Below are 24,964 nucleotides of genomic sequence, written 5' to 3' on the forward strand. Positions count from 1 at the left end.
ACAATAACCAGCTTAGCCCTGAGTTTAATTCAGCCGGATTGTTTTTCAAGAAGTGTGAGACCTGATCAGATAAATAATTCATTTTTACCGAAGCGGTGGTAAAAATGGATTATTTTTTTATAGAAAATATCCTTTACAATGAAAATAGTTGCAAAGTTGAGAGAAGGAGGAAATACATATGAAAATACTAGCTGTAACGGCATGTCCGGTTGGCATCGCCCATACTTACATGGCTGCGGAAAATCTGCAGAAAGCAGCAGATGAAATGGGCGTTGACATGAAAGTAGAAACACAAGGGTCCATTGGCGTGGAAAATCCGCTGACAGATCAAGAAATAGCAGAAGCAGACGGTATCATTATCGCCAGTGATAAAGAAGTTTCAAAAGAAAGGTTTGGAGGAAAACGTCTGCTTGTCGTTGGGGTGCAGGAAGGAATCCGTGAGCCTGAACGGCTGATCCAGAAAATTATAGATCATGAGGTGGAGGTATATGGAGGAGCATCTCCCTCAGTAGAAACTGGGAGGCAGCAGAAAAAAGAAAACCCTATTTACCGCCATTTAATGAATGGAGTTTCCTATATGATTCCTTTTATCGTGGTGGGGGGCCTGCTGATTGCCATCTCATTAGCTCTAGGTGGAGAACAGCAGCCAGAGGGAATCGTCATTCCTGAGGATTCATTTTGGAAACAGATTGAAGCGCTAGGGGCGGCTTCGTTCAGTTTTATGGTACCAATTTTAGCTGGTTTTATTGCATATAGTATCGCTGATCGTCCGGGATTGGCTCCTGGAATTATCGGAGGGTATATTGCAGCTGATGGAAGCTTTTATGGAAGTGAAGCGGGTGCGGGTTTTATCGGGGGAATTATTGCTGGATTTCTGGCAGGGTATGTAGTACTAGGAATAAAGAAAATCAAAGTTCCCCAGGCTGTTCAGCCGGTTATGCCTATTATTTTTATACCTATTATCGGTTCGTTAATTGTTGGCTTACTGTTTATTTTTGTAATAGGTGCACCTGTGGCAGCAATATTTGAAGGATTGACCTCATGGCTTGAAGGAATGCAAGGATCAAGCGCCGTGTTATTAGCAGTAATATTAGGTGCTATGATCGCTATTGATATGGGAGGACCTTTCAATAAAGTAGCCTTTCTATTCGGAGCCGCCATGATTGCAGAAGGAAACTATGAAATCATGGGAGCCATTGCTGTGGCGATCTGTATTCCGCCGCTGGGCATGGGGCTGGCCACCTTTATCAATAAGAAAAAATATCAGCAGGCTGAGCGTGAAACAGGAAAGGCATCCTTTACAATGGGACTGTTTGGAATTACAGAAGGTGCCATTCCATTTGCTGCGCAGGATCCGCTTCGCGTTATTCCGAGTATAGTAGTGGGCTCAGCAACCGGCTCTGTAATCGCAATGCTCAGCAGTGTGGGTGACCGGGTGGCTCATGGAGGACCAATTGTAGCGGTCCTGGGAGCGGTTGATAATATAATCATGTTCTTTGTAGCTGCCGCTGTCGGTATGGTAGTTACGGCCTTTATGGTAAATTTGCTGAAAAAAGAACCGGTAACAGCTTCCTCGGATGCTCAGGATACAACAAAGGCTGAATATCCAAGTCCTGCAGAGAATAAAGAAGAGCCAATAGAATTGAAGCAGCTGACGGATATTATCTCCTCAGACCTTATTCATACAAATGTGGCAGGCACTACACGTGATGAAGTCATTGATGAACTGATTGAGAGTTTAGATGAAAATGGAATTATAAATTCAAAATCTCTTTTTAGAGAAGCTATTTTAAACAGAGAAAGTAAAGGATCCACTGGGCTTGGCATGAACATCGCTATTCCGCACGGGAAGTCAGAAGCTGTTAAGCAGCCAGCTGTTGTATTCGGTCGGAAACTAGAAGGAGTAGACTGGAAGAGCGTGGATGGCACAAGCGCTAAGCTTATATTTATGATTGCTGTACCTAAAGATCGTGAAGGCGATGATCATTTGAAAATCTTGCAGATGCTGTCACGTAAACTTATGGATGAGGAATTTAGAAATGAGCTGCTAAAATCAGATAAAACAGAAGAAGCCTATCACTTACTGGAAAAAATTAAATAAATATAAATGAGTATCCAATATGCTTTGCTTCCTCTTATTTAACAGGGAAAGGGCTATTCCTTCCTTTTACTGTAGTATTAGAAAAGCGGCTGGGAAATGATTCGCTTTCAATGGGAAACCGGTGTCATCTTTTGAGAAGAGAAAAAGACTGTTCCGTTTACAGTAATAGGAGGGACGAGGCTGGGAAATAGCTCGCTTTCCTCGGGGAGCCGATGAGCTAACTCGTCGCACTCGCGAATCTCACCCTGGCTCTATCTCCTTTCTTGTGAAGGAGAAGGGCTGTTCCGTTTACTAGGGCAGGAAAAAAGCGGTTGGGAAATAGCTCGCTTTCCGCGGGGAGCCGGTGAGCTAGCTCGTTGCACTCGCGGATCTCACCTTGGCTCAATCTCCCTGCAGGAGTCTCCCCATTTCCCATCCACTTAACCGTTGATTGTATAAACGGAACGCTGTAGTATCAGTAACCGTTCTAATGAAAATAAGCTTTCCTTTCCCAATGTTCCGTTACTCTAAAAAAACACAAAGGGCCGGGGGAACGGCGAGACTCCTATGGGAGGATAGAACAGGGTGAGATCCCGGAGGGCTAAAAGCCCGAGGAAGCTTACCGTTCGCCCATGGAAAGCGAGTTGTTTCCCATGCCCTGCTTTCTATACTAAGTAAACGGAACCCACTTCCAAAATAGCTAAGAACGAAGCCTCACTGCGAGTTCAGCACGTAGTGAGATCCCGGAGGGCAAAGCCCGAGGAAGCTTACTGTTCGCCCATGGAAAGCGAGTTGCTTCCCCATGCCCTGCTTTCTATACTAAGTAAATGGAACTCACTTCCAAAATAGCTAAGAACGAAGCCTCACTGCGAGTTCAAAACGTAGTGAGATCCCGGAGGGCTAAAAGCCTGAGGAAGCTCACCGTTCGCCCATGGAAAGTGAGTCTTTCCCCAGGCCCGGATCTTTACGAAGGCTCTAGAAGCAAAGCATGGAGGATACTTTGCTTCTATTAATATTGTTCTTTATCGTCTTTATCGATCCACTCTTCAAAAGGCTGATTGTTTTCATCCAGGTCGATTGAATGAAAAGAAAGATCTCTTTCTTCTGGCGTTTTATTTAATTCCTTATAAATAAACTGATCATCAAATCCGCCGGCAGCTGCCTGCTGCTGATCTGCGGTATAATAAACCTTTTCAATCTTTGCCCAGTAAATCGCTCCAAGACACATTGGACACGGTTCACAGCTCGCGTATAACGTACAGGAGGAAAGGTCAAAAGTATTAAGATTTTCACACGCCTGGCGGATGGCCTGGATTTCGGCATGAGCCGTCGGATCATTTGCTTTTGTAACTATATTTTGTCCTGTTCCTATGATATGACCGTCTTGCCCTATAACAATAGCCCCGAATGGACCGCCGCCTGATCGAACACTATCAATAGCAAGCTGTACGGTTTGATGTAAATAATGCTTTTCCTTCATATTTTTCACCTACTATCAAATAAAAATTCCAACCCAAATTGCATTTATGACCGCCATTAATAAAAGGATTTTTTCAATATTTGAAACTTCATCAGGGGATTCTACATTCATTTTTAAAATTAAATAAATAGAGAAAGCGATTATTAAACCAACACCAAGTGCTGCCCACAAACGTTCAAGTCCTAACCAGAAAACACAAAGCCCTGTTAATAAAAAGTAAATGAGGGCTGGCAGACGACTGAATGCAATTCCAAATCTGTCCACAGACCAAACAACACTTGTTTTCTTTGATGGAACGGCATTTTTATCCGCTTCATAATCCGGTATATGATGAACCATTACCCATGAAATGCAAAAAAGGGCATTAATTACTGAATTTTGCCAGGCCCATTCAGGGATTGTATCTAAGGAAAGCCAGGCGCCTGCAACTCCTAGAAAAAGCACAGATGGAAACGTAGACAGCCATTCTCCAATGATTGGCCTGTAGCTTAACCGAAGGGGAGGGAGCGAGTAGGTAATCGCTCCCCATAGTCCTATCGAAAGTAAAATCGCCAGCTTAAGGAATCCAAATAAAAACAACCCTATCACAGCAGCTATTAGGACTGCAATCAATCCTTTTCCTAGTCGTCCCATCATTTCTGCAGATATTAACCCATTCTGTATCACACGGCTCCCTCCAGATAGAATAGCCGGGCTGTGATAATCGGTTCCTGAAAGGTGATCTGTATAATCGTTCAGTAAGTGAGTAAGAATGCCATGGATTAAAATGGAACCTACTAATAAAAGACAAAATAACCTTATGATGAAACTTACAGAAAACGAGTAGTAGAGAAGTAAAGGGAGAATAGTAGAAACGATCGTTGCACCACTTGAAGAGATAACAGCAATGGAGCGAAGAAGAACCCATCCGTTTTTGATAGCTGTCAGAGCCTGGTTTGTCATAATGGATCTCCTTTCAGCATGTATCAGCTATTAAGTAGACTACCCGATTTATGAAAAAGTAAATCGAAGTTTATATAAGAAAGCGTTTTTAATCTCTATTATTTATTGATAATATAGTAAGGAATTCTTTTAATGAGGAGAGTGTTATTTATCGGTTACTTTGATTTAAATGGAAAAACAGCTATTGTGACAGGTGGAAACAGGGGTCTGGGTGGAGCAATGTCTTACGGACTGGCAGAGGCAGGAGCAGATATTGCCATTGTTCAGAGGTCGAAAGAAGAAACAGAAGTCGTTCAAAAAATAAGAGATCTAGGGCGGCAGTGTGAAGTCTTCAGCTTTGATTTATCTCAAACAGGAAATCTGCCGGAGTTAGTAGATCAAATAAGCGAACGATTTGGAAAGATTGATATATTAATAAATAATGCCGGTGTCCAGCGCCGTTCTCCAGCTGTAGAATTTTCGGAAGAAGATTGGGATTTTGTTATCGAAGTTAACCAAAAGTCTGTGTTCAGGCTCTGTCAGCTTGTTGGTAAAAAGATGATTGACCAAGGAAGCGGAAAAATTATTAATCTTGCTTCACTTTTGTCCTTTCAAGGCGGCTATACGGTTCCAGCTTATGCAGCAGCTAAAGGAGCGGTAGCTCAGTTCACTAAATCTCTTGCTAACGAGTGGGCTTCTAAAAATGTAAATGTAAATGCTATAGCTCCAGGTTATATGGCAACAGAAATGAATACTGCTCTAATGGATGATGAATCACGAAGCCATCAGATTCTTGAGAGAATACCTGCAGGACGTTGGGGCAAGCCTGAAGATATGGCAGGAGCAGCTGTTTTTCTTGCATCGAATGCCTCGGATTACATACATGGTGAAATCATCACAGTTGATGGTGGATGGATGGGCCGATAGTGAAATCAATACGGCTTAAGTGGTATAATTTTAGAATAAAAAGCCGGAGGTCTGTAGCATGACAAAGAAGGAATCAACTACTGTTCAATCTGTTGATCGAGCACTGAATATTTTGGAGATCTTAAAAGAACAGCCGAGAGGATTGGGGGTGACCGAACTATCCTATCGTCTGGATGTATCTAAGAGCACTGTGCATCGTCTTTTGAGTTCTTTATTAAAAAAGGGATTTGTCAAGCAGGATGTGGAAAATGAGCGCTACTTGCTTGGACTGCGTTTAATCGAATTTGGAGAAATAGTTTCCAGTCGTTTAGATATTAGAAAAATAGCCGCGCCCTATTTAAATACACTTGCTGAAAATACTGGGGAAACCGTTCACCTCGTTCAAATGGACCAAAGTGAAATCGTCTATATTGATAAAACAGAGTCAGAAGCGACGATAAGGATGTTCTCAAAGATAGGGAAACGTGCACCCATGTACTGTACAGGAGTGGGAAAAGCAATCTTAGCTTATCTTCCTGAACAGGAAATCAAGCGTGTGTTAAATGAAAAAACGTTAAAGAAATATACAGAAAATACAATTACAAATAAAGAGGAAATGATCAGTCACTTAGAATTGATAAGAGATCGAGGGGTCTCCTTTGATATGGAAGAACACAAGGAAGGAATTAATTGTGCAGCAGCACCTATATTTAATGCGGCAGGAGAAGTAGTCGCAGGAATCAGTGTAGCTGGACCGGTAATGAGAGTAAACGCCGAGAAGCTTCGCAAATTAGCTCAAGAAGTTAAAAAGACGGCCAATGAAATCTCAAGGGAACTAGGTTCTTAGATTGACAGCGTTTTCTTATGTGTCGTATAATTTCTAGTAATATAGCGTTTGGTTTTTTATTTTAGAATGAAAAAGGAACGGTGTTTCGTATTAAGGAACAAGGAGGAGAAGATGAAAATAATTGATGTTATAAATAATGAGAAGGCTGTTGCTATTATTCGTTTGGATAATAACGATAAAGTAGAAAAGTTGGCAGACAGCTTATACGAGGGTGGAATTCGTGTACTTGAAGTCACTCTTAATACACCAGGGGCTTTCCAAAGCATACAGTCAATAAAAGAAAAGTATTCTGATTTACTAGTAGGTGCAGGGACTGTCCTTGATGGTGAAAGTGCTCGATCTGCAATTTCGGCTGGAGCTGACTTTTTACTGGCTCCCACTTTAAGCAAGGAAACGATAGAAACAGGAAATCGCTATGGGGTACCTGTGATACCCGGTGTGTTTACACCGACTGAAGCCCTTCAAGCTTACGAATATGGAGCACAGATGGTGAAAGTTTTTCCTGTACGTTCTGTCGGAGAGACGTTTGCAAAAGATCTGAATGGACCTCTTCCTTTTATAAAGGTTATGGCTGTCGGAGGAGTTTCACTGGAAAACTTTGAAGCTTACTTAGAGAAGGGGTGGCACTCCGCAGGTATAGGAAGCTCGCTGGTAAACCCTGCACTGATAAATAATGAAAATTATGCAGAGATTACAGAAAGAGCTGAAAAATTTATTGAAATTAGAAACCGCATAAACAAAAAGGGGTGATCGGTTGATTATCTTAATAGATTCAGGTACGACAAACTCAAGGATTCGTTTAGTAGAGGAAACAGAATTAAATGTTTCAGATTCTATAAAAGTAGAAGCGGGTGTCAGAAATACTGCGATAGAAGGAAATAATAAGAAGTTAAAAAACGAAATAGCTGCAGGAATAAAACAATTATTACAAAAACATTCTTTATCTCCTGATGATATAAAATACATAGTAGCGTCAGGTATGATTACATCTAACCTGGGGCTTTATGAAGTGCCACATATAGAGGCGCCTGCTCAATTAGATCATTTTTTAAAATCTGCAAAATTGATTAAGTCAAAAGACTTTTTTAATATTCCCTGCTTATACGTTCCTGGAATGAAGAACAAGACTAGCGGTTCTCTCTCTAAAGATTTAAGCAGCGTGAATGAACTGGACGTTATGAGGGGAGAAGAGATAGAAACGTTTGGACTTCTGCAGCAAATTTCCCCAAAAGGAAATGGAATAATGGTGCTTCCCGGCTCGCATACGAAGTTCGTTCGTGTAGGGAAAAATGAAAATCTCCTGAGCTGCAGAACTACTCTTGGAGGAGAGATGTTAAAGGCGGTCAGGGACCAGACAATTATTTCTGATTCATTAACTCCCAAACTAGTGGAAACGGTACTTTCTGAATATTTAATGAAGGGATTTAATGCAGCCCTCCAGGAAGGTGTAACCCGAAGCCTTTTTCATATTAGGCTTCTTCATCTTTTCTCTGAGTTAAGTGAAAATGAACGGGCAAATTATTACGCCGGAGTAATTCTTTCCTCAGATATAGAAGCATTGGATACAATCGTTGAAAGTGAAAAAGTAGATTGGATTTTAATTGGAGGATCCGATCCACTTAGGAGTCTTTTCCTGAATCTAATAACTTACAGAGACTATCACACAGAAATTATTGAAGCAAGCGAGGAACAGGTGGAAATGGCGGCGGTTTACGGGGCTGCTAAGATAGGAAAAGCCTATTATTCAAACGAGGGGTGAATTTATGAAAATACTTAGCTATGAGCTTTATCAAGTACCGCCAAGGTGGCTGTTCTTAAAAATTGAAACGACTGAAGGAATTACCGGATGGGGAGAGCCAGTTGTTGAAGGACGAGCCCATACGGTAAAAGCAGCGGTAGAAGAACTGATGGAGGGATTGATCGGGGAGGATCCCCTTCGTATAGAAGACCACTGGAATATGATGTATCGTTCCGGCTTTTACCGTGGCGGTCCGATATTGATGAGCGCTCTGTCGGGAATTGACCAGGCCTTATGGGATATTAAAGGAAAATTTTATAATGCCCCGATTTACCAGCTGCTAGGAGGTGCTTGCCGTGAGTCCATTAGAGTTTACTCGTGGATTGGAGGAGATCGGCCCTCAGAGGTAGGCACAGCTGCCAAGGAAGCGGTAGACCGGGGATTCACAGCAGTAAAAATGAATGGAACGGAAGAGCTTCAGTATATCGACAGCTACAGCAAAATTGACCAGGCTGTTGAACGTGTAGCTAATGTAAGAGAAAACGTCGGAAAAGATGTTGGAATTGGTATTGATTTTCATGGAAGAGTCCACAAACCGATGGCCAAGATACTGGCTAAAGAGCTGGAGCCTTATCGTCCGATGTTTATTGAAGAACCTGTGTTATCAGAAAACATTGAAGCCCTTCGCGATATCGCAGGACACACGCATATTCCGATTGCTACGGGTGAACGCATGTACTCACGCTGGGACTTTAAAACATTGCTTTCTGATGGATTTGTAGATATTATTCAGCCGGACTTATCTCATGCAGGGGGAATAACTGAAACTAAAAAGATCGCCTCTATGGCGGAAGCTTATGATGTCGCCTTAGCTCCTCACTGTCCTTTAGGACCGATCGCCTTAGCTTCCTGTCTGCATGTGGATGCTACTGCTTATAATGCATTTATTCAGGAGCAGAGTTTAGGAATTCACTACAACCAGGAAAATGATTTACTTGATTATGTAAAAGACAGAAGTGTATTTGATTATGAAGCGGGTCATGTTAAGTTTCCAAGCGGGCCGGGATTAGGCATCGAAATCGATGAAGATTATGTAAGAAAACGTGCAGAAGAAGGTCATAACTGGAGAAACCCCGTATGGCGACATAAGGATAAAAGTATTGCCGAGTGGTAAATCATATATGGTAATAAACAAAAAAAGCGCTGCCTTATAGGTCTGCGCTTTTTTTGTTTATGAATTTTTCATCATTTGAATGTACATCTGGTTATAAGCCTGCTGTTCTTCTTTATTCCCTATTTCTCCATATAGCTTTGCAAGCCATTGAACAGGCTGTGGATCATCATTACGAAGCTCCATTTCCCAGCTCATACAATCGATGGCTTTTTGGGGCTGATGGAAGTAATGATAAAGCTCTCCCAATTTTCTCTGCTGATTAGGATCTTCCATTAATACACACATTTCATTAACTTTTTGAATAAGAGGTTTTGTAAAGGATTGATGTTCAAAGGACTTCAGCCAATTACTCACGAAAGCAGGATTGTTTTTCTCAAGTAAAAGTTCAACCCCCTGATGAAGAATATTATGGGATACTTGTTCATCTGTTAAGTCTAGAACCAATAAACATACTTCTTTTAACTGTTCAGGATTCGATTGAAAGGCACTTAAGTTGTTTTCTTTAATAAGTGTACTTAAATGTTCGCGCTTTAATGGGGAAAGAGAGAGTTTATGTTTATGAATCAATGCCAGAGCTTTCTCTACTTTGGCATGTTCCAAATAATAATCGAGTAAATGGTCTAAAAATACTTCTGATTTAAAGCCGCGATTATATAGATCCTCATATAAGCCTAGTTTATCAAGGTCTACAGAGAGATTGTCCATGTCTTTTAAAAGCTCAAGATAAACTTTACCCGATTTTGTTTCCTGTATTGTTTTTAAATAGAGTGCAATCACATCTATTTGACGATCTTGGTTTTTATATAAATAAAGAAGTGTTTGAAATGATTTTTGGGAAGGTTTTTTATTTGTTAAATATTTCTCGGTATAAATTGGATCTTTTTCGATCAGAGAAGCATCCAAACTTTTATAGAGAGGGTCATAGCTTGAAATCTGAAAATCACTGGAGAATGTTTGAATTAAACTATGGGATGGAGAAAAGTCTTTAAGAAGACCTAGCAGCTGATAACATGAGAATAACTTTCCAGCTCGGCGTTGGATATAATACAGTTCTTTCAGGTAGTTGACTATTTGTTCTTTTGGAACAAAGGATTCAAAATAAGTAGAAATGAGGGCAGCTTCCTGAATAGTGTATTGTTTTTTAAGTTTTTTAAACAGATCCTCAATGTTTTGCTTTTCAAGATGAGTGTAATCGGAAAGAATCATTTTGATTAACGGATGAGGGTGAGTTAAGATTAAGCCTTTTTTAAAAACTTTTCCTACATAGGAATGGTTTTTTGGTTTCTTTGTCTTTACGTAGGTTAAATATTGGTCTTTATGAAAGAAAATAAAATATTTCTGCTCATCCTTAAAGGCTTCAATTACTTTACACTGTTGGTATACTGCCATGCGATGAACGGTTAATTCCTCGGTAAGACGATTCTTTTTAATAGTTACATTTGAAGATGGCACTATTAACCCTCCTTCTATTCCTCCTAAGCGTAACACTAAATCGCCTATAAGTCATTCTTATCCCATTTACTACATTGATTGGTATCATTTATCTATTCAGTTATTTTTTACCTTAATGTAACATTAATTTACCTGCTATTTATATCCAGTTCAAATACCTTCTCTAACATAGTAGGTAAATATGAAAGGAGAGGAAGCTATGAAGAAGTACATCTTTATTATTTTGACAGCTCTATTATTCTTGGGGGTGGCATTTGTGCCGTTAAGTACAGCGAGTGCTGAGGAGGTTAAGAATAAAGATAGGAAACAGACTTTGAACATTGCACACAGAGGGGCATCCGGCTATGCGCCTGAAAACACAATAGCTGCGTTTGACAAGGCGTTTGAAATGAAAGCAGATATGTTTGAGGTTGACGTACAGATGAGTAAAGATGGAGAGCTTGTTCTTATTCACGATACAACCGTGGATCGTACGACTGATGGTTCCGGTCAGGTTGGAGACTTTACATATGAGGAGCTCCAGGAGTTAGATGCCGGAAGCTGGTTTAGTGAAGAATTCTCTGGTGAAGAAATACCGACACTTGGGGAAGTCCTGGATAAATACAGAGGAAAGATTGGAATTTTAATTGAACTTAAATCCCCTGAACTTTATCCCGAACTGGAAGAAAAGGTAGCTGAAGAATTAAGAGAACGTAACCTTGATAAACCTAAAAACAATAAAATTATCGTCCAGTCCTTTAACCATGATTCTGTAAAAGAAATGCATGAATTACTGCCTTCCATTCCACTTGGTGTGCTTTTAGGCAATACTAAAGTAACAGATGAACAATTAACTGAGTTCGCTTCTTATGCAGAATACTTTAACCCAAACAAATCAATGATTACAAAAGAATTTGTAGACCGTTTGCATTCTTTTGGTCTTAAAACTCAACCGTATACTGTAAGGGACAAAGAATCTGCCGACTTTCTGATGAAAGCAGGGGTCGATGGTATTATTACAGACTTCCCGGATTATGTAGATCCGAGATAACTAGAATCTCTGTTTGCTTCAGTTCCCAATACCATTAGTAGAAACGACTTCCCTTACTTATCTGTGAAGTAGGCTTCGATGGTAAGTTTGCTTTAAAGGGGAAAAGAGTTCCGTTTACTTTGATTAGAAAATCGGGCCTGGGGAAAGACTCGCTTTCCATGGGCGAACGGTGAGCTTCCTCGGACTTTTCGCCCTCCGGGATCTCACCCTGTTCTATCCTCCCATAGGAGTCTCGCCGTTTCCCCTGGCCCTTTATGTATTTAGAGTAACGGAACATTAACGTAAGAGGCTAATAGTAGAGGATTTTACTCCAAACATAGTGTTCCGTTTATCCCGACAACGGTAAAGCGGCTGGGAAATGGCGAGACTCCTGCAGGGAGATAGAGCCAAGGTGAGATCCGCGAGTGTAACGAGCTAGCTCCCCGGCTCCCCGCGGAAAGCGAGTCATTTCCCAGCCTCGTCCCTCCTATTACAGTAAATGGAACAGTCTGTGCTCTACCTAAATGAAAAACGTAAGACTTCTGTAAGGAGATAAGCCATGGTGAGATCCGCGAGTGAGCGGGCTAGCTCCCCGGCTCCCTGGGGAAAGCGAGCTATTTCCCAGCCTCGTCCCTCCTATTACAGTAAACGGACCAGTCTGTGCTCTACCTAAAATGAAAAGTTAGGCCTAGAATTCAAATAGCCAAAAGGCGAGCATTCTCTGCTCGTCTTTTTTAATGCTTTGATATAATACAGGTAATCAATAATAAAGGATGAGATTATTGAAACTTCTCCCCGAACTTGCTGATAAAATTATTCAGGAAGTCCAGCTTGTTTTAAAAGAAAATATCATCGTTTTAGATGAGAAAGCCGTCATTATTGCTTCCACGGAGCCAGAACGTATCGGCAGTTTTCATGAAGTCGCTCAACGAGTGCTTAATACCCAAAAGAAACAATACATATCTCAAGCTGAAGCACGGCATATTAACGGAGTAAAAGCAGGAATAAACCTTCCTATTTTTTTTGAAAGAGAAGTCATTGGTGTGATCGGTATTACAGGAAAGCCGGATACTGTAGAACCATACGCTGACTTGCTGAGAAAGATGACAGAGCTTATGGTTCGAGAAACTTATTATTTGGAGCGAAAAGCTGCACAGTCCAGGGGGCTTGAATCTTACTTCTATGAATGGCTCTACACTGATGGCGTAGATGACGATTTTGTACATAGAGGTGAATTGTTAGGAATATCGGTTGATACACCTCACCTTTGTATTTTATTTCATGTGAATTCCAGTCAAAGTCGTGTCTATTCTTTTATGGAAGATACCTTTCGGCAGATCATGCCTTCCCAACCAGAGAATATATTCACTCAGTGGGGCGAAGGGCAATTTCTTCTATTAAAAAGTACGGAGGAAAATGATAATAAACGTCAGTTGAAACGTGAGCTTAAGCAATGGCAGGAGGCTTTCCAGCGAAAGCATGATCTAAAGTTAGCGATTGGTGTAAGTAAATCAACAGCCAAAAGGAATTTAAAGCCGACATATACGGAAGCTGAAAAAGCATTAAAGGTTTCTAAAGCTCGCGGTCGTATGATCCATTATGATGAATTAATGCTTGATATTATTTTAGAGGAAGTGAGTGAACCAGCTCAGCGTGAATATTTAGAGAGAGTCCTCGGAACTGTTCAGGAAAAAGAAGAATTGATGGAAACATTAACAGGTTATTTCTCTAACAATCAATCATTGGTTGAAACAGCTAGGGAACTGAACATCCATGTGAATACTCTACATTACCGGCTGAATCAGTTGAAAAATCTGACAGGAATTGATCCGAGGGAAGCCGAAGGAATTACGTTGTTTTATTTAGCTCTTAGTATTATGGGCAGGTATTCCCATAGAAAATAAAAAAGAAAGCCCTGGTATCCGTCTGTCATCCCCAGGGCTTTCTTTTCGATTTAAACAGGTTGAGTTTGAGCTGTTTCAAAGGCTTCCAGTAATAAATCTGCGATATGAACAGCTTTCATTTCACCAGATAACCCTTCTTTTTCAATTCCAAGCTTCATTTGCAAAAGACAGCCAGGGTTTGCGGTAACGATTGTCTTGGCTTTCGTTTCTTTTGTTTTTATCATTTTATAGTCAAGGACCTGCATGGACATTTCTGTTTCTACGAGATTATAAATACCCGCTGAACCGCAGCATCTCCCGGCGTCTTCCATTTCTACATATGAAACATTTTCGATTGAACTTAATAGAATTCGTGGTTCCATAAAAGTACGCTGGCCATTTTTTAAGTGACAGGAATCCTGATAAGTAATAATTTGAGAGTTTAGCTTTAACGTTTGTTTATGGAAATCCATTTCTACGAGGATACTCGTAACATCTTTCACTTTATTTGCCATGTTCTCTGCCCGTTCTTTCCACTCTTCTTCATCTTTTAAGAGATGGGAATAATCGACGAGAAAAGCACCACAGCCTCCCGCATTTGTAATTATATAATCTGCATCTTCTTGTTCAAAGACCATTATATTTTTCTTAGCCAGCTGCTTGGCTTTATTTTTTTCACCACTGTGGCCATGCAGGGCACCGCAGCAATTTTGACTTTCAGGTATCACGATTTCACAGCCCGCGTGCTGCAGCAGTTTTATAGTGGCATCATTTGTTGAAAGAAAGAGCGTATCCATCAGACATCCGGTGAAAAAAGCTACTTTTTTCTTTTGAGGTGATAGAGGTTTAAGGTGTCTCGGCCGGCTGAGCATCTCTTTTCGCTTAGGAGCTTCAGGCAGAACTTTTTCCATTGTACTTAAAGAGTCTGGAAGGAAATTATAGAAGCCTGATTTCCGAACCGCTTTCTGCACACCGGATCGTTGGTAAAAACTAAGAAGTCCTGTTACTGTTCTCATTCGATTCTGATAAGGAAATAAACCTTCAAAGGCCGTTTTTCTAAGAACCTTTGCCGGTAAGGACATTTTCTGATTCTGATATATGATGTCACGAGCTTGCTCAAGAAGGTGGCCATAGTTTACCCCGGAAGGACAGACCGGCTCGCAAGCACGGCAGCCTAAGCATAAGTCTAAGGAACGTTTTACTTCTTCGTCAGGTTCAATCACTCCGTCGACGACACCTTTCATTAGGGCGATCCTTCCTCTTGGTGACTGCACTTCATCATAGCCTGATTCAATATAAGTAGGACAACTAGGAAGGCAGAAACCACAGCGCATACAGTTTAACAGCTCGTCATAATCCATTTTTTCTTTAAATTCTTTCTGAATGGTCTGCTTTTCTTTATTATTCATCTTTTCACCACCACTCGTTTAGGATTAGATTTAGCAAAAATCTTTCCTGGATTCATTATGTTATTTGGATCGAATGCATTTTTCATACTTTGCATCACACTGATCCCCGCTTCTCCTACCTTTAAGTGCAGGTAATTAGATTTCATTGCTCCGACACCGTGTTCTCCTGTGATCGTACCTCCGAGTTCCACCGCTTTTTTAAAAATCTCTTCAAATGCTGCTTCTACACGTTCAATTTCTTCTTTATTTCTTTCATCTGTTAAACAAGTGGGGTGTAAGTTGCCGTCACCGGCGTGGCCGAATGTACAGATATCTACTCTATGTTTCTTTGCAATTTCATTAATAGACTGAACCATTCTGGCAATCTCTGAACGTGGAACGGTCGCATCTTCAAGGATTGTTGTCGGTCTTAGACGGGCAAGGGCTGATAAGGCTGAACGCCTGGCTGTACGAAGGGCTTCAGCTTCAGCTTCTGTTCTAGCAGTGTCTACCTGTACTGCTCCGTTTTCCTGACAGATTTGCTGCATTTTTTTCATGTCTTGTTCAACAGCATCAGCTGTTCCATCTTGTTCTATTAACAATACCGCCTGCACGTGGGTAGGAAGACCGATCTTTGAAAAATCTTCAACGACTTTAAGTGTCGGCTGATCTAGAAATTCCAGAGTAGTTGGTATAATACGGCTCGATATAATTTTCGAAACGCTCTCGGCTGCGGCATTTAGGTCTTCATAAAGGGCAAGCATTGTTTTCTTAGACTCAGGGAGAGGCACGAGCTTTAATGTAGCTTCAGTTACGATTCCAAGGGTGCCTTCAGATCCCACGAAGAGTCGGGTGAGATCATATCCGGCTACATCCTTAGCAAGTTTTCCACCCGTACGAATGATGTCTCCATTGGGAAGGACAATTTCAAGTCCCATGACATAATCTCTAGTCACCCCGTACTTTAATCCTCGTAAGCCACCGGAATTTTCGTTAATATTTCCACCGATTTGAGATATCTTCATTGAGCTTGGATCAGGCGGATAAAAAAGTCCCTTAGCTTCCACTGTTTCAATCAGCTTAAGAGTATTCATACCAGGCTGAGTAGTCACAGTGAGATTATTTTCATCGATTTCGAGGAGTTTATCCATATGTTTAAATAGCAGGACAATCCCTCCTTCTAAAGGAGTCGTTCCTGCGCTCAAGTTTGTCCCTGATCCTCTGGGAACAATAGGAACCTTATGTTTGCAGCATAATTTTACGATCTCAGAAACCTGATTTGTATTACGCGGTGCCACAATGGCATCAGGCATAGCCTGAAATTGGGGGGTGGCATCATATGAATAAGCCAGCTTACTGGCATTGGAAGACTGGACATTATCTTCCCCAACTATATGTACTAACTGTTTCATAATTTTTTTCTTAAGCATAACGGCCTCCTGATCAGCTAAGCTGGTTTACTTTTATCATACTCGAGAGCCCAGATAATGAATATGTGGGAATATACAAAATATGACTTAAACTTTTGCTGATAATTATATAAAACTATAAATAAGAGGGAGTTGAAAATTAGTTCAATTACTTTATAAAACTTCTTTTTTAGTTCTCTGTTTCATCCTAATGACCTACTATAATAGTTTCATTTACAAAATTATTACAAAATAATGGTTTTTAGTAAATTAAAGAATGATAGGATTTAATTGTAAAATATTCTTATATGGAGGGATTTAATGAAGAAGAAAGTTTGTTCAATGGGAATGTTGGCCACATTATTATTTGGGACTGCAGCCGGTACAGCAGTACCTGCGGTTCATGCCGAAGAAGAACCCGAGATTAAGAATGTAATTATGTTAATCGGGGATGGAATGGGCGCTACATACACAACGGCACACCGCTACATGAAAGACGATCCTGATACCCAGGAAATGGAGAAAACGGTTTTTGATGATTACTTAGTAGGCATGCAATCTACTTATTCTGCCGATCCATACTATGAAGGTGGAGAAGATGACGTGAAAGAAAATGTGCCGGATTCTGCCGCTACGGCAACAGCTATGTCTTCCGGTGTTAAAACCTATAACGGGGCTATTGCTAAGGACTTAGAGGAAGAAGATACCCCGACAGTGTTAGAAGCTGCCAAGGAAAAAGGGATGTCAACAGGGTTAGTATCCACTTCTGAAGTAAACCACGCCACTCCGGCTTCTTATGGTACCCATGACGTGTCTAGACAAAACTATCAGGAAATTGCAGACGACTACTATGATGATTTAATCAATGGCGAACATAAAGTTGATGTTCTGCTTGGCGGCGGAACAGACTACTTTGAAAACGATGATCGTAACATTGCTGAGTTATTTGAAGAAGATGGCTACAATTATGTAAAAACAACAGGTGAGCTTGAAGAAAACACAAATGAACAGGTTTTAGGTTTGTTTGCCCCTGTCGGAATGGATAAATATATCGACCGTCCGGAAGAACAGCCAACCTTAAAGCAAATGACAACCTCCGCTTTAGATCAGCTTAAGAAAAATGAGGATGGATTCTTTCTAATGGTAGAAGGAAGCCAGATTGACTGGGCTGGGCACGATAATGATGTCGTCGCAGCTATGAGTGAAATGGAAGATTTCGAGCGTGCCTTTGAATCGGCGATTGAGTTTGCTAAAGAGGACGAGCATACTCTTGTCGTTGCAACCGCTGACCACAGTACCGGCGGATTCTCTATTGGCGCTGATGGGGAATATAACTGGAATACTGACGTTATAAAAGCAGCAAAGAAAACTCCGGATTATATGGCGAATCAAATTGTTACGGAAGGACAGGATATTGAAAGTGTTTTAAATGAAAACATTGACTTTGATATCGAAAGTGAAGAATTACAGTCAGTCACTGATGCTTACGAAGAAGGTCAGTCGGAAGAAATGGAAGAAGAGGACCTTATATTGGCAGTAGATGACGCCATTGAAGAAATTTTTAATAAACGCTCATTAACAGGATGGACAACCGATGGACATACAGGTGACGATGTGCCTGTATATGCATATGGACCAGGTTCCGATATGTTTTCGGGAATGATCGATAATACAGACCAAGCGAAAAACATCTTCAAAGTTTTAGGTGTTTCTCCTGGGGAAGATGGAGGGGAGTTAGCGGATACCAGCACTTCCTATCCAACTGGAATGCTTCTTGGCGGGCTGCTGCTTGTCACTGGATCTATCTTCCTGTTTAGAAAAAAGAAAACAACTGCATAAACTAAGACCCTGCGGAGATCTTTTCTCTGCAGGGTTTTCTTATGAGATAACTTAGATGGGAAAAGCATACATTGATAAAAATGCTGACAGTTAAAGGGGAGATCCAATGTCCAAATCTAAAGGACTTCTCGTGCTCATTTTTGTCCTCGTCTCCTTAGCTGCGATATTGGCAGCTTTTTTTATGATGCCCTCCCAAAGTGCAAGGCGGGCTGTAGTAAGCTTTTATGAATTTGAGCAGCAAGGGGAGTTTTCAGAATCCTGGGAGATGTTTCATCCTCTAATGAAAGATAAATTTGATAAGGGGCATTATCTGCAGGATCGGGCCCACGTCTTTATGAATCACTTTGGGGTAACCACTTTTACTTTAGAGATTTTAAGTACTAAAAAAGTGAAAAAGTGGTCTATGGAAGAAGGAAGCCGCACCTTTAACCATGTTTATTCTACAAAGGTGGTTCAAACGTTCAAGGGAAAGTATGGGACATTTCACATTCAGCAGGAAATGTATGCAGTTAAGGAAAAGGGAGAATGGAAGCTGATGTGGGATTATAACAAATAAAAAGATCTCACTGCTCCATTTTCTTTAAAGGCTTAAGACCGCTTAGACGGTCTTTTTTTAGTTATAATCCAGTAGCTATCTTACGAATTTTTATATTATTTCTCCGTTCAAGGTAGGAGAAGTGCTTTTAATATTAAAAAAATAAATAAAAAATTTACATAAGTGATAATAATTTCATGAGAAATCCTCATTTTATTAGTCCGAGTGCAGGTAGTAAGGGGATTTTAACAGTGTAAATTCCTTGCCGGATAAGTAATTTATAGAAAATATATAAAGTAATTATTTTTTTACGATAATATTACATGTAGAAATTTACCAAAAAAGAGGTTTATGTTTTTGTGTATTGGTGAATTGTCTCTATGTAATAAAATTTCTGAAGGAGGATAAATCGAAATGGCTAAAAACAGTAACAAAAACAATAATAGCAATCAAGGAACAATGAGCAGAGAAGAAGCAGGTCGTAAAGGCGGAGAAAAAACAAGCCGCAAATACGATCAGGAGCATTTCGAGAATATTGGTCAAAAGGGCGGAAAAGAAACAGCCCGCAAGTATGATCAGGACCACTTCGAAGAAATCGGCCAAAAGGGCGGCGAAACGACAGCAAAAGAGTATGACCAGGAGCACTTCGAAAACATCGGTCAAAAAGGTGGAGAAACCACTGCGAAAGAGTATGACCAGGAGCATTTCGAAAACATTGGTCAAAAAGGCGGAGAAGCCACAAGCAAGAAGTACGGTGAAGAGCACTATGAGAAGATCGGCCAAAAAGGCGGACGTAACTCTTCAGGCAACAATTCTAACTCAAACAATAACCGTAATTCCTAAGAGATCTTTAGAGAGAGAAATATTACCAGAAAATGATATGTGAATATTTTTGTAAACAATTTCTATACGGAGGTGGCCATTGATGGCTAATAAACAGTATAAAACTGGCGAGAAGGCACCAGAAAGCGGTAAGTATAAAGTAGATAAGCTGGTAAACGGTAATACCAGTGGAGATAATACAGAAATCAATCTTAATGAAGGAGATCAATTTCCACCGTCTCCATCTGAGAATGAAGCAGCCTATTGGGTAAAAGCTTCCTCATAAGCTTATAAAACCCTCTTGATGCTAGCATCAAGAGGGTTTTATTCCGCACTGCGATAGAAAATTTTAACAAATATGAGAAGGCAAGGTGAAATAAACATGTTTTCCCACAAAAAAGAATTGCAATACCATGCGAAACCTGAGCGTCCAGATCCACTATTTGCTAAGCATCTACAGGAGATTCTTGGGGGGCAATTTGGTGAAATTTCAGTAGCCATGCAGTACCTTTTCCAAGGCTGGAACGCCCGTGGAGATGAAAAGTATAAAGATTTAATTATGGATACAGGTACCGAAGAGCTTGGACATATTGAAATGATTTCTACTATGATTGCTAGATTGCTGGACAATGCTCCGCTTAATGAGCAGGAAAAAGCAGCAGAAGATCCGGTGATCGGTGCTATTATGGGCGGAATGAACCCGCACCACGCGATTGTTTCCGGATTAGGTGCTATGCCAGAGAACAGCGCAGGGGTACCTTGGAGCGGCGGATATATTATTGCGAGCGGTAACTTAGTAGCCGACATGCGTGCGAACTTAAACGCTGAATCTCAAGGACGTCTTCAAGTTGCTCGTCTTTATGAGATGACAGATGACCGTGGAATTAAAGAAATGCTGTCCTTCCTGTTAGCCCGTGACACCATGCACCAAAATCAGTGGTATGCGGCTCTTAAAGAACTTGAAGAAGTTCACGGAACCACGGTGCCTGGTACAGTTCCAAGAGAATGGGAAGCAACGGACTTTTCCTATGATCTGATCAATTTCTCAGAAGGTGAAGAAAGTGCAGAAGGAAGCTGGGCTTCTGGTGCAACGCCTGACGGTGCCGGGGAATTTGCTTATGTCAAGGAACCAAAAGCACACGGCGGCAAACAGGAATTAAAGCCAGCGCCTTCCTATGTACACGGTACACCGCCAACTAAATAAATTACAGATGAAGGAGGACAATGATTATGTCAGTTAAAGGTTATGCAAAACATGAGATCTTAGAGGTACATGAAATATTAACAATAAAAAATGCTTGTGCTGCGAAATCTTCTATGATGCAAGGTTTGGCATCAGACAGCAAATTGAAAGAAATTTTAGAAGAAGATACTAAAATTTCTCAGGATGCAATTAAAGAACTTAAAGGGTTCCTAGAGGAAGTTAAATAAAAGGAGGAAGTAACATGGCGAGCATACTGGATAAGATTAATAATAAAGAATTAATTACAGACGAAGTAATTGCGACTGATTTACTTGTTTCTGCTAAAGCGGCAGTAAGAAGTTATGCTGTAGCAATTACTGAAACGGCAAGTGATGATATCCATGAAACTTTGAAAAAACAGTTAAATGATGCCATTGATCTTCATCATAAAATCGCGCAGTATATGATTGACAATGAGTTATACCATGCGTACGATATTGGTGAACAGGTGGAACATGACCTGAAAAAAGCTGAAGTAGCATTGGAAATGCCTACAGACAGTAAGTAAAAAAGAGGCGGAGTAATTCTCCGCCTCTTTTTTAGGTTTAATCCCTGTGGCTCACTCATGATAAACGGAATGATTTCTCTCCTTGAAGGAAGGTGCAATAAGATGAGATCCCATTTAAAAGCCATAATTGTTAAATTTGTTGGAACTTCTATTGTCCACGGAGTGGTCCTAAGTCTGTGGAACATACCACTGCCATCTATCTTCATTGTCAGCTTAGTCCTAACAGTGCTTGGCTATGTTATAGGTGATATATGGATGTTCCCTTCCTATGGGAACTGGATAACAACAATGGGAGATTTCGGCCTTTCCGTAATTGTTGCATGGCCGATAGGAAAGATAGTATTTCCTAATATTAATATTCTTTTAACTGCAGTAATATCCGCTTTGTTTATCTCATGTACAGAATGGCTGTTTCACAAGTATATGGCAAGAAACGTGCTAAGTAAAAGAAGCAGTCATGTAAGAAAAGAGGCATAAAAAGACCCCGGAACTCTTAATAAGACCCCGGGGAAGTTTATTTATTTTTTTAAAGTCTCAGGTAAGATACGTTCGGTTGTTAAAACAGACTCAATGCCATTTCGTCCTTCTCTTAATACTGATTCTCTCCATTCTTCTTCTTCAGGGTAGAACATAGCTTTAAACTCATCTAAAATCCATTTCCTGTCCTTTTCATTTTCTGCCCCTTCCCAATATAAGTGGTTTTCGAGAATAATGGTCATGAATTCTCTTAGCTCGGCTTTTTTACTTGTCCCAAATGTACCGAATTCAAATAGGGCGGTGAAAAGATAAGAGTGTGGATATTCCTCTTTTTTAAGTTTATAAAAATGGTTGGTTGAATCACCTTTAACTTTTTCAGGCGTAAATTTATTAACATTTTTTAAGTGGTATTCTGTTTCAAGTTCTTTTTCTTCCTTAGGATTATTTTCAGAAACTACCATTGTGATTTCATTAGTGGGTCCCAGAGCGGTATGCCAATCCATATGAATGACGCGCTTGAAATTACCAAGCAGCTTCCGCTGAATGCTCTTTAAGAAAGCAGTGGTCTCCTCTTCTCTGCTTCCCCCAAAATATACACCACGCGGAAACTGAAACTGACCCATGCCTTTCGCTTCTTTTAGACCTCCATAGCCTTCTTTAGCGAGAGCGATTCCCAGATCTTTATAAAGTTTCTTTCTCTCTTTATCAAGATCTTTTATTTTTCCTTTTGGCAGAAATAATTCACTTTCTTTCGCATAGTGAGTGTTTACATCTGTTGGAACAGAGTCCGCGTCATAAAGATAATTTCTATTTAAATCAACGTTGTTTTCATTTACTCTCCGGAAATTTTTCATGCCCCATGGATTTAAAGCGTGGATAAAGCAAATCCCTGTAGTTTCCTCATCTACCTGATCCAAATACTCTTCCACAAATAAATGAATCATTGCTGCTCCGGCATATCCTTCAATTCCGTGTTCTCCGGAAGTGAAAAAAAGCACTTGGTTATTAGATGTAGTGGCATCTGCATAAATCATATCAATGGTATTGTCCTGTCCTTGTCCAATTGTTTCGGTTGAAAGCTCTGCATCAGGCCATTTCTGCTTTATTTTTTGTAAATGACTCCGAAAAACTTCACGTGATTCTTCATAGGTATTTTTAAAGTAAACGTTGGTTTTCTCCATTATAGTTTTTCTCCTTTTATTAATGGTATTAGATATAGAAAAGGACTGAATAGAATTCAGCCCTTAGCTTAAGAGTCAAAGTCATCTGGATTTTTTTCACTTTTGTTATTAGAACGATTATTATCTTCCACTTCTCTTTGTGGGTCTACGTCACGGTTCGGGTCTTCTTCTTTTATTTTCTGTTCAGGAGAACGGTTATCATGTTGATATCTTTGGTTTTTGTGATCAGTCATTGTTTAAAACCTCCTTAGATGATTCTTATATAATTTTTTTCCTCTAATGGAGATCTTTTAAACATTATTTTAAAAAAATGAACGGTAGACGGTTAAATACTTTTTAATCAAAAGTATTAGGGGTACAGAAGGGTACTACTTTTATAAAGGAGGCAGTTTTAATGGAAGAACAATTTATTCCTTCTCAATCGTTGTGGAGAACAACGGAAATAACTTCTTTTCCAAAATTAGATAAAGATATTCAAACAGAGGTCACAGTTGTAGGGGGAGGAATTACAGGGACTACAACAGCTTACATGCTTGTTAAACAAGGTTTCGATGTGGTGCTGCTGGAAGCTGGAAGACTTGTAGAGGGAACAACCGGCTATACGACCGCAAAGATATCTTCCCAGCATGACCTTATTTATGCCAATTTGAAAAAGTCTTTAGGACAAGAAAAAGCAAGGCTTTATTATGAGGCGAATCAAGAAGGGTTCGATCTGATTGATACCATAAGAAAAGAGCTGAGGATCGACTGTGACTTCTCATATCAGGATGCTTTTATCTATGCAGATACCCAAAAACAGGAGAAATTAATAAAGAAAGAAGTAGCCGCCTATCAGGAGCTGAACATTAAAGGAGGATGGACAGATGAAGATGAGCTTCCTTACCCGACCCGTTCTTCAGCAATTATCTCCCAGCAGGCACAGTTTCATCCTGTTAAATACCTTCAAGGAATGATCCAGTTTCTTAAGGAAAAAAATACTCCTATCTATGAAAATTCAAGGGCTGAAAATATTGATAAAGGCCATACGCCAACTGTCATAGTAAGAGATGGACATCGTGTAGAATCGAATCATGTGGTTATGGCCTCACACTACCCATTTAATGATTTTGAAGGGGTTTATTTCAGCCGCCTCCATATTGAACGCTCTTATACGATAGCAGTTAAGACAGAGGATTATGTTCCTGCTGGAATGTACTTAAGAGCTGGCAGCCCGAAGAGGTCAATTAGAAGTGCACTAGATGAAAAAGGAGATTCACTTCTTCTTATTGGAGGAGAAGGTCATACAAGTGGACAGAAAGAAAATACAAACCGCTGTTATGAGAATCTACTGGAATTTGCGAAAAAATATTGGAAGGTTACAGACGTTCCATACAAATGGTCTTCTCAGGATATATCGACATTAGATCAGGTTCCATACATTGGACCAGTAACTGAAACGAATTCTAATGTGTATGTAGCCACAGGCTTTTCCAAGTGGGGAATGACGAATGGGACAATTGCTGCCAAAGTTATAACAGACCAGATTTCGAAAGTTTCTAATAAATATGAGGAGCTATTTAAACCATCCAGGTTTAATGCCAATAAAGATATCCCCAATTTTGCTTTCGAAAATCTTGATGTAGCTAAAGAATTTATTAAAGGGAAGCTTAATAGAAAAGATCATACAGTTGAGAATATTAAGAGAGGAGAGGCCTCTATCGTCCGTTATAACGGTAAAAAAGGAGGAGCCTATAAGGATGAGGAAGGAAATGTAACAGTAGTAGATACAAGCTGTACACATATGGGGTGTGATGTCGCCTGGAACAATGCTGAAAACTCATGGGATTGTCCTTGTCACGGTTCCAGATTTACGGCTGAAGGAGAAGTTATTGAGGGTCCTGCTGTTAAACCGTTAAAGCTGTTTTATCGGTCTGAAAAGCTAGTAAATATCAATTAACTATATTGATATAACACTGAGTCTCCCCTATAATAGGTATAAATAATGAGAAAAAAGACAAAATCTGTCGAACTTTATCGTTGCTAATAAATAACGTTTGTTTATAGCACAGTCCTAATGTACGGGGGGATTGATT

At 40.2% G+C, this 24,964-nt stretch carries 24 protein-coding genes; 17 read left to right on the forward strand and 7 right to left on the reverse strand.

The features are described 5' to 3' along the window. Positions 1-178 precede the first annotated feature (178 nt). Entirely contained in the window at positions 179-2,101 is a 1,923-nt protein-coding gene (locus tag B7E06_RS06535) for a PTS fructose transporter subunit IIABC (protein WP_082233208.1), read from the forward strand. Between the two features lie 988 nt (positions 2,102-3,089). On the opposite strand, the gene B7E06_RS06540 is transcribed toward B7E06_RS06535, so the two are convergent. Both B7E06_RS06540 and B7E06_RS06545 read right to left on the reverse strand, forming a co-directional pair. Continuing rightward, complete coding sequence (locus tag B7E06_RS06540) at positions 3,090-3,560, reverse strand: nucleoside deaminase (protein ID WP_082233209.1); 471 nt, start codon at positions 3,558-3,560, stop codon at positions 3,090-3,092. 15 nt (positions 3,561-3,575) lie between these two features. Continuing rightward, complete coding sequence (locus tag B7E06_RS06545) at positions 3,576-4,502, reverse strand: prenyltransferase (protein WP_082233210.1); 927 nt, start codon at positions 4,500-4,502, stop codon at positions 3,576-3,578. 132 nt (positions 4,503-4,634) lie between these two features. Between B7E06_RS06545 and kduD the strand changes: the two genes are divergently transcribed. The 5 genes from kduD (at position 4,635) to dgoD (ending at position 9,146) form a co-directional block, all read left to right on the forward strand. After that, entirely contained in the window at positions 4,635-5,408 is a 774-nt protein-coding gene (gene kduD, locus B7E06_RS06550; protein ID WP_082233211.1) for a 2-dehydro-3-deoxy-D-gluconate 5-dehydrogenase KduD, read from the forward strand. 58 nt (positions 5,409-5,466) lie between these two features. Then, entirely contained in the window at positions 5,467-6,234 is a 768-nt protein-coding gene (locus B7E06_RS06555; RefSeq protein WP_082233212.1) for an IclR family transcriptional regulator, read from the forward strand. 111 nt (positions 6,235-6,345) lie between these two features. Further along, complete coding sequence (locus tag B7E06_RS06560) at positions 6,346-6,984, forward strand: bifunctional 4-hydroxy-2-oxoglutarate aldolase/2-dehydro-3-deoxy-phosphogluconate aldolase (RefSeq protein ID WP_082233213.1); 639 nt, start codon at positions 6,346-6,348, stop codon at positions 6,982-6,984. A 4-nt stretch (positions 6,985-6,988) separates the two neighbouring features. Then, positions 6,989-7,993, forward strand: coding sequence for a 2-dehydro-3-deoxygalactonokinase (locus B7E06_RS06565; protein ID WP_082233214.1), 1,005 nt, complete (start codon positions 6,989-6,991; stop codon positions 7,991-7,993). Positions 7,994-7,997: 4 nt separating this feature from the next. Continuing rightward, positions 7,998-9,146: a galactonate dehydratase gene (gene dgoD, locus B7E06_RS06570; RefSeq protein ID WP_082233215.1), complete on the forward strand. Its 1,149-nt coding sequence runs from the start codon at positions 7,998-8,000 to the stop codon at positions 9,144-9,146. Positions 9,147-9,203: 57 nt separating this feature from the next. Here the strand turns inward: dgoD and B7E06_RS06575 are convergent, their stop codons facing one another. Beyond that, complete coding sequence (locus B7E06_RS06575) at positions 9,204-10,598, reverse strand: hypothetical protein (RefSeq protein ID WP_082233216.1); 1,395 nt, start codon at positions 10,596-10,598, stop codon at positions 9,204-9,206. Positions 10,599-10,797: 199 nt separating this feature from the next. Here B7E06_RS06575 and B7E06_RS06580 point away from each other — a divergent pair, with 199 nt between their 5' ends. Beyond that, complete coding sequence (locus B7E06_RS06580; RefSeq protein WP_082233217.1) at positions 10,798-11,628, forward strand: glycerophosphodiester phosphodiesterase; 831 nt, start codon at positions 10,798-10,800, stop codon at positions 11,626-11,628. Positions 11,629-12,389: 761 nt separating this feature from the next. Further along, positions 12,390-13,511 (forward strand): CdaR family transcriptional regulator, encoded by a 1,122-nt coding sequence (locus B7E06_RS06585; RefSeq protein WP_179133997.1) that lies wholly within the window; start codon positions 12,390-12,392, stop codon positions 13,509-13,511. Positions 13,512-13,561: 50 nt separating this feature from the next. Here the strand turns inward: B7E06_RS06585 and B7E06_RS06590 are convergent, their stop codons facing one another. Both B7E06_RS06590 and glcD read right to left on the reverse strand, forming a co-directional pair. Next, on the reverse strand, positions 13,562-14,899 hold the full coding sequence (locus tag B7E06_RS06590) for a (Fe-S)-binding protein (RefSeq protein ID WP_082233219.1): 1,338 nt from the start codon (positions 14,897-14,899) through the stop codon (positions 13,562-13,564). Continuing rightward, positions 14,896-16,308: a glycolate oxidase subunit GlcD gene (gene glcD, locus B7E06_RS06595; protein ID WP_082233220.1), complete on the reverse strand. Its 1,413-nt coding sequence runs from the start codon at positions 16,306-16,308 to the stop codon at positions 14,896-14,898. The genes B7E06_RS06590 and glcD overlap by 4 nt, the downstream gene beginning before the upstream one ends. Positions 16,309-16,608: 300 nt before the next feature. Between glcD and B7E06_RS06600 the strand changes: the two genes are divergently transcribed. From B7E06_RS06600 to B7E06_RS06635, 8 genes are all read left to right on the forward strand, one after another. Beyond that, complete coding sequence (locus tag B7E06_RS06600; RefSeq protein ID WP_082233221.1) at positions 16,609-18,126, forward strand: alkaline phosphatase; 1,518 nt, start codon at positions 16,609-16,611, stop codon at positions 18,124-18,126. A gap of 106 nt (positions 18,127-18,232) precedes the next feature. After that, positions 18,233-18,682 (forward strand): hypothetical protein, encoded by a 450-nt coding sequence (locus B7E06_RS06605; protein WP_082233222.1) that lies wholly within the window; start codon positions 18,233-18,235, stop codon positions 18,680-18,682. Positions 18,683-19,075: 393 nt separating this feature from the next. Continuing rightward, positions 19,076-19,504 (forward strand): glucose starvation-inducible protein B, encoded by a 429-nt coding sequence (locus tag B7E06_RS06610; RefSeq protein ID WP_082233223.1) that lies wholly within the window; start codon positions 19,076-19,078, stop codon positions 19,502-19,504. Between the two features lie 82 nt (positions 19,505-19,586). Then, a complete protein-coding gene (locus tag B7E06_RS06615) occupies positions 19,587-19,769 on the forward strand; it encodes a YjzC family protein (protein WP_082233224.1) in 183 nt (60 codons plus the stop codon). A gap of 96 nt (positions 19,770-19,865) precedes the next feature. Further along, positions 19,866-20,687, forward strand: coding sequence for a manganese catalase (locus B7E06_RS06620; protein ID WP_082233225.1), 822 nt, complete (start codon positions 19,866-19,868; stop codon positions 20,685-20,687). A 26-nt stretch (positions 20,688-20,713) separates the two neighbouring features. Further along, the gene (locus B7E06_RS06625) at positions 20,714-20,914 is read left to right on the forward strand and encodes a hypothetical protein (RefSeq protein ID WP_082233226.1); all 201 of its coding nucleotides are present in this window, start codon (positions 20,714-20,716) and stop codon (positions 20,912-20,914) included. Between the two features lie 14 nt (positions 20,915-20,928). Then, positions 20,929-21,234 carry a spore coat protein gene (locus B7E06_RS06630; protein ID WP_082233227.1) on the forward strand — a complete coding sequence of 102 codons (306 nt, stop codon included), beginning with the start codon at positions 20,929-20,931 and terminating at the stop codon, positions 21,232-21,234. Between the two features lie 102 nt (positions 21,235-21,336). Further along, positions 21,337-21,711 (forward strand): DUF2512 family protein, encoded by a 375-nt coding sequence (locus B7E06_RS06635; protein ID WP_179133998.1) that lies wholly within the window; start codon positions 21,337-21,339, stop codon positions 21,709-21,711. Positions 21,712-21,752: 41 nt separating this feature from the next. Here the strand turns inward: B7E06_RS06635 and B7E06_RS06640 are convergent, their stop codons facing one another. Both B7E06_RS06640 and B7E06_RS21800 read right to left on the reverse strand, forming a co-directional pair. Then, positions 21,753-22,892, reverse strand: a complete 1,140-nt coding sequence (locus B7E06_RS06640; protein ID WP_082233229.1) for a M14 family metallopeptidase — start codon at positions 22,890-22,892, stop codon at positions 21,753-21,755. A gap of 68 nt (positions 22,893-22,960) precedes the next feature. Continuing rightward, entirely contained in the window at positions 22,961-23,125 is a 165-nt protein-coding gene (locus tag B7E06_RS21800; RefSeq protein WP_179134000.1) for a hypothetical protein, read from the reverse strand. 161 nt (positions 23,126-23,286) lie between these two features. Here B7E06_RS21800 and B7E06_RS06645 point away from each other — a divergent pair, with 161 nt between their 5' ends. Continuing rightward, positions 23,287-24,828: an FAD-dependent oxidoreductase gene (locus B7E06_RS06645; RefSeq protein WP_082233230.1), complete on the forward strand. Its 1,542-nt coding sequence runs from the start codon at positions 23,287-23,289 to the stop codon at positions 24,826-24,828. Positions 24,829-24,964 lie beyond the last annotated feature (136 nt).

The organism is Halobacillus massiliensis (genome assembly GCF_900166625.1).
GTDB classification, from domain to species: Bacteria; Bacillota; Bacilli; order Bacillales; family Halobacillaceae; genus Halobacillus_A; species Halobacillus_A massiliensis.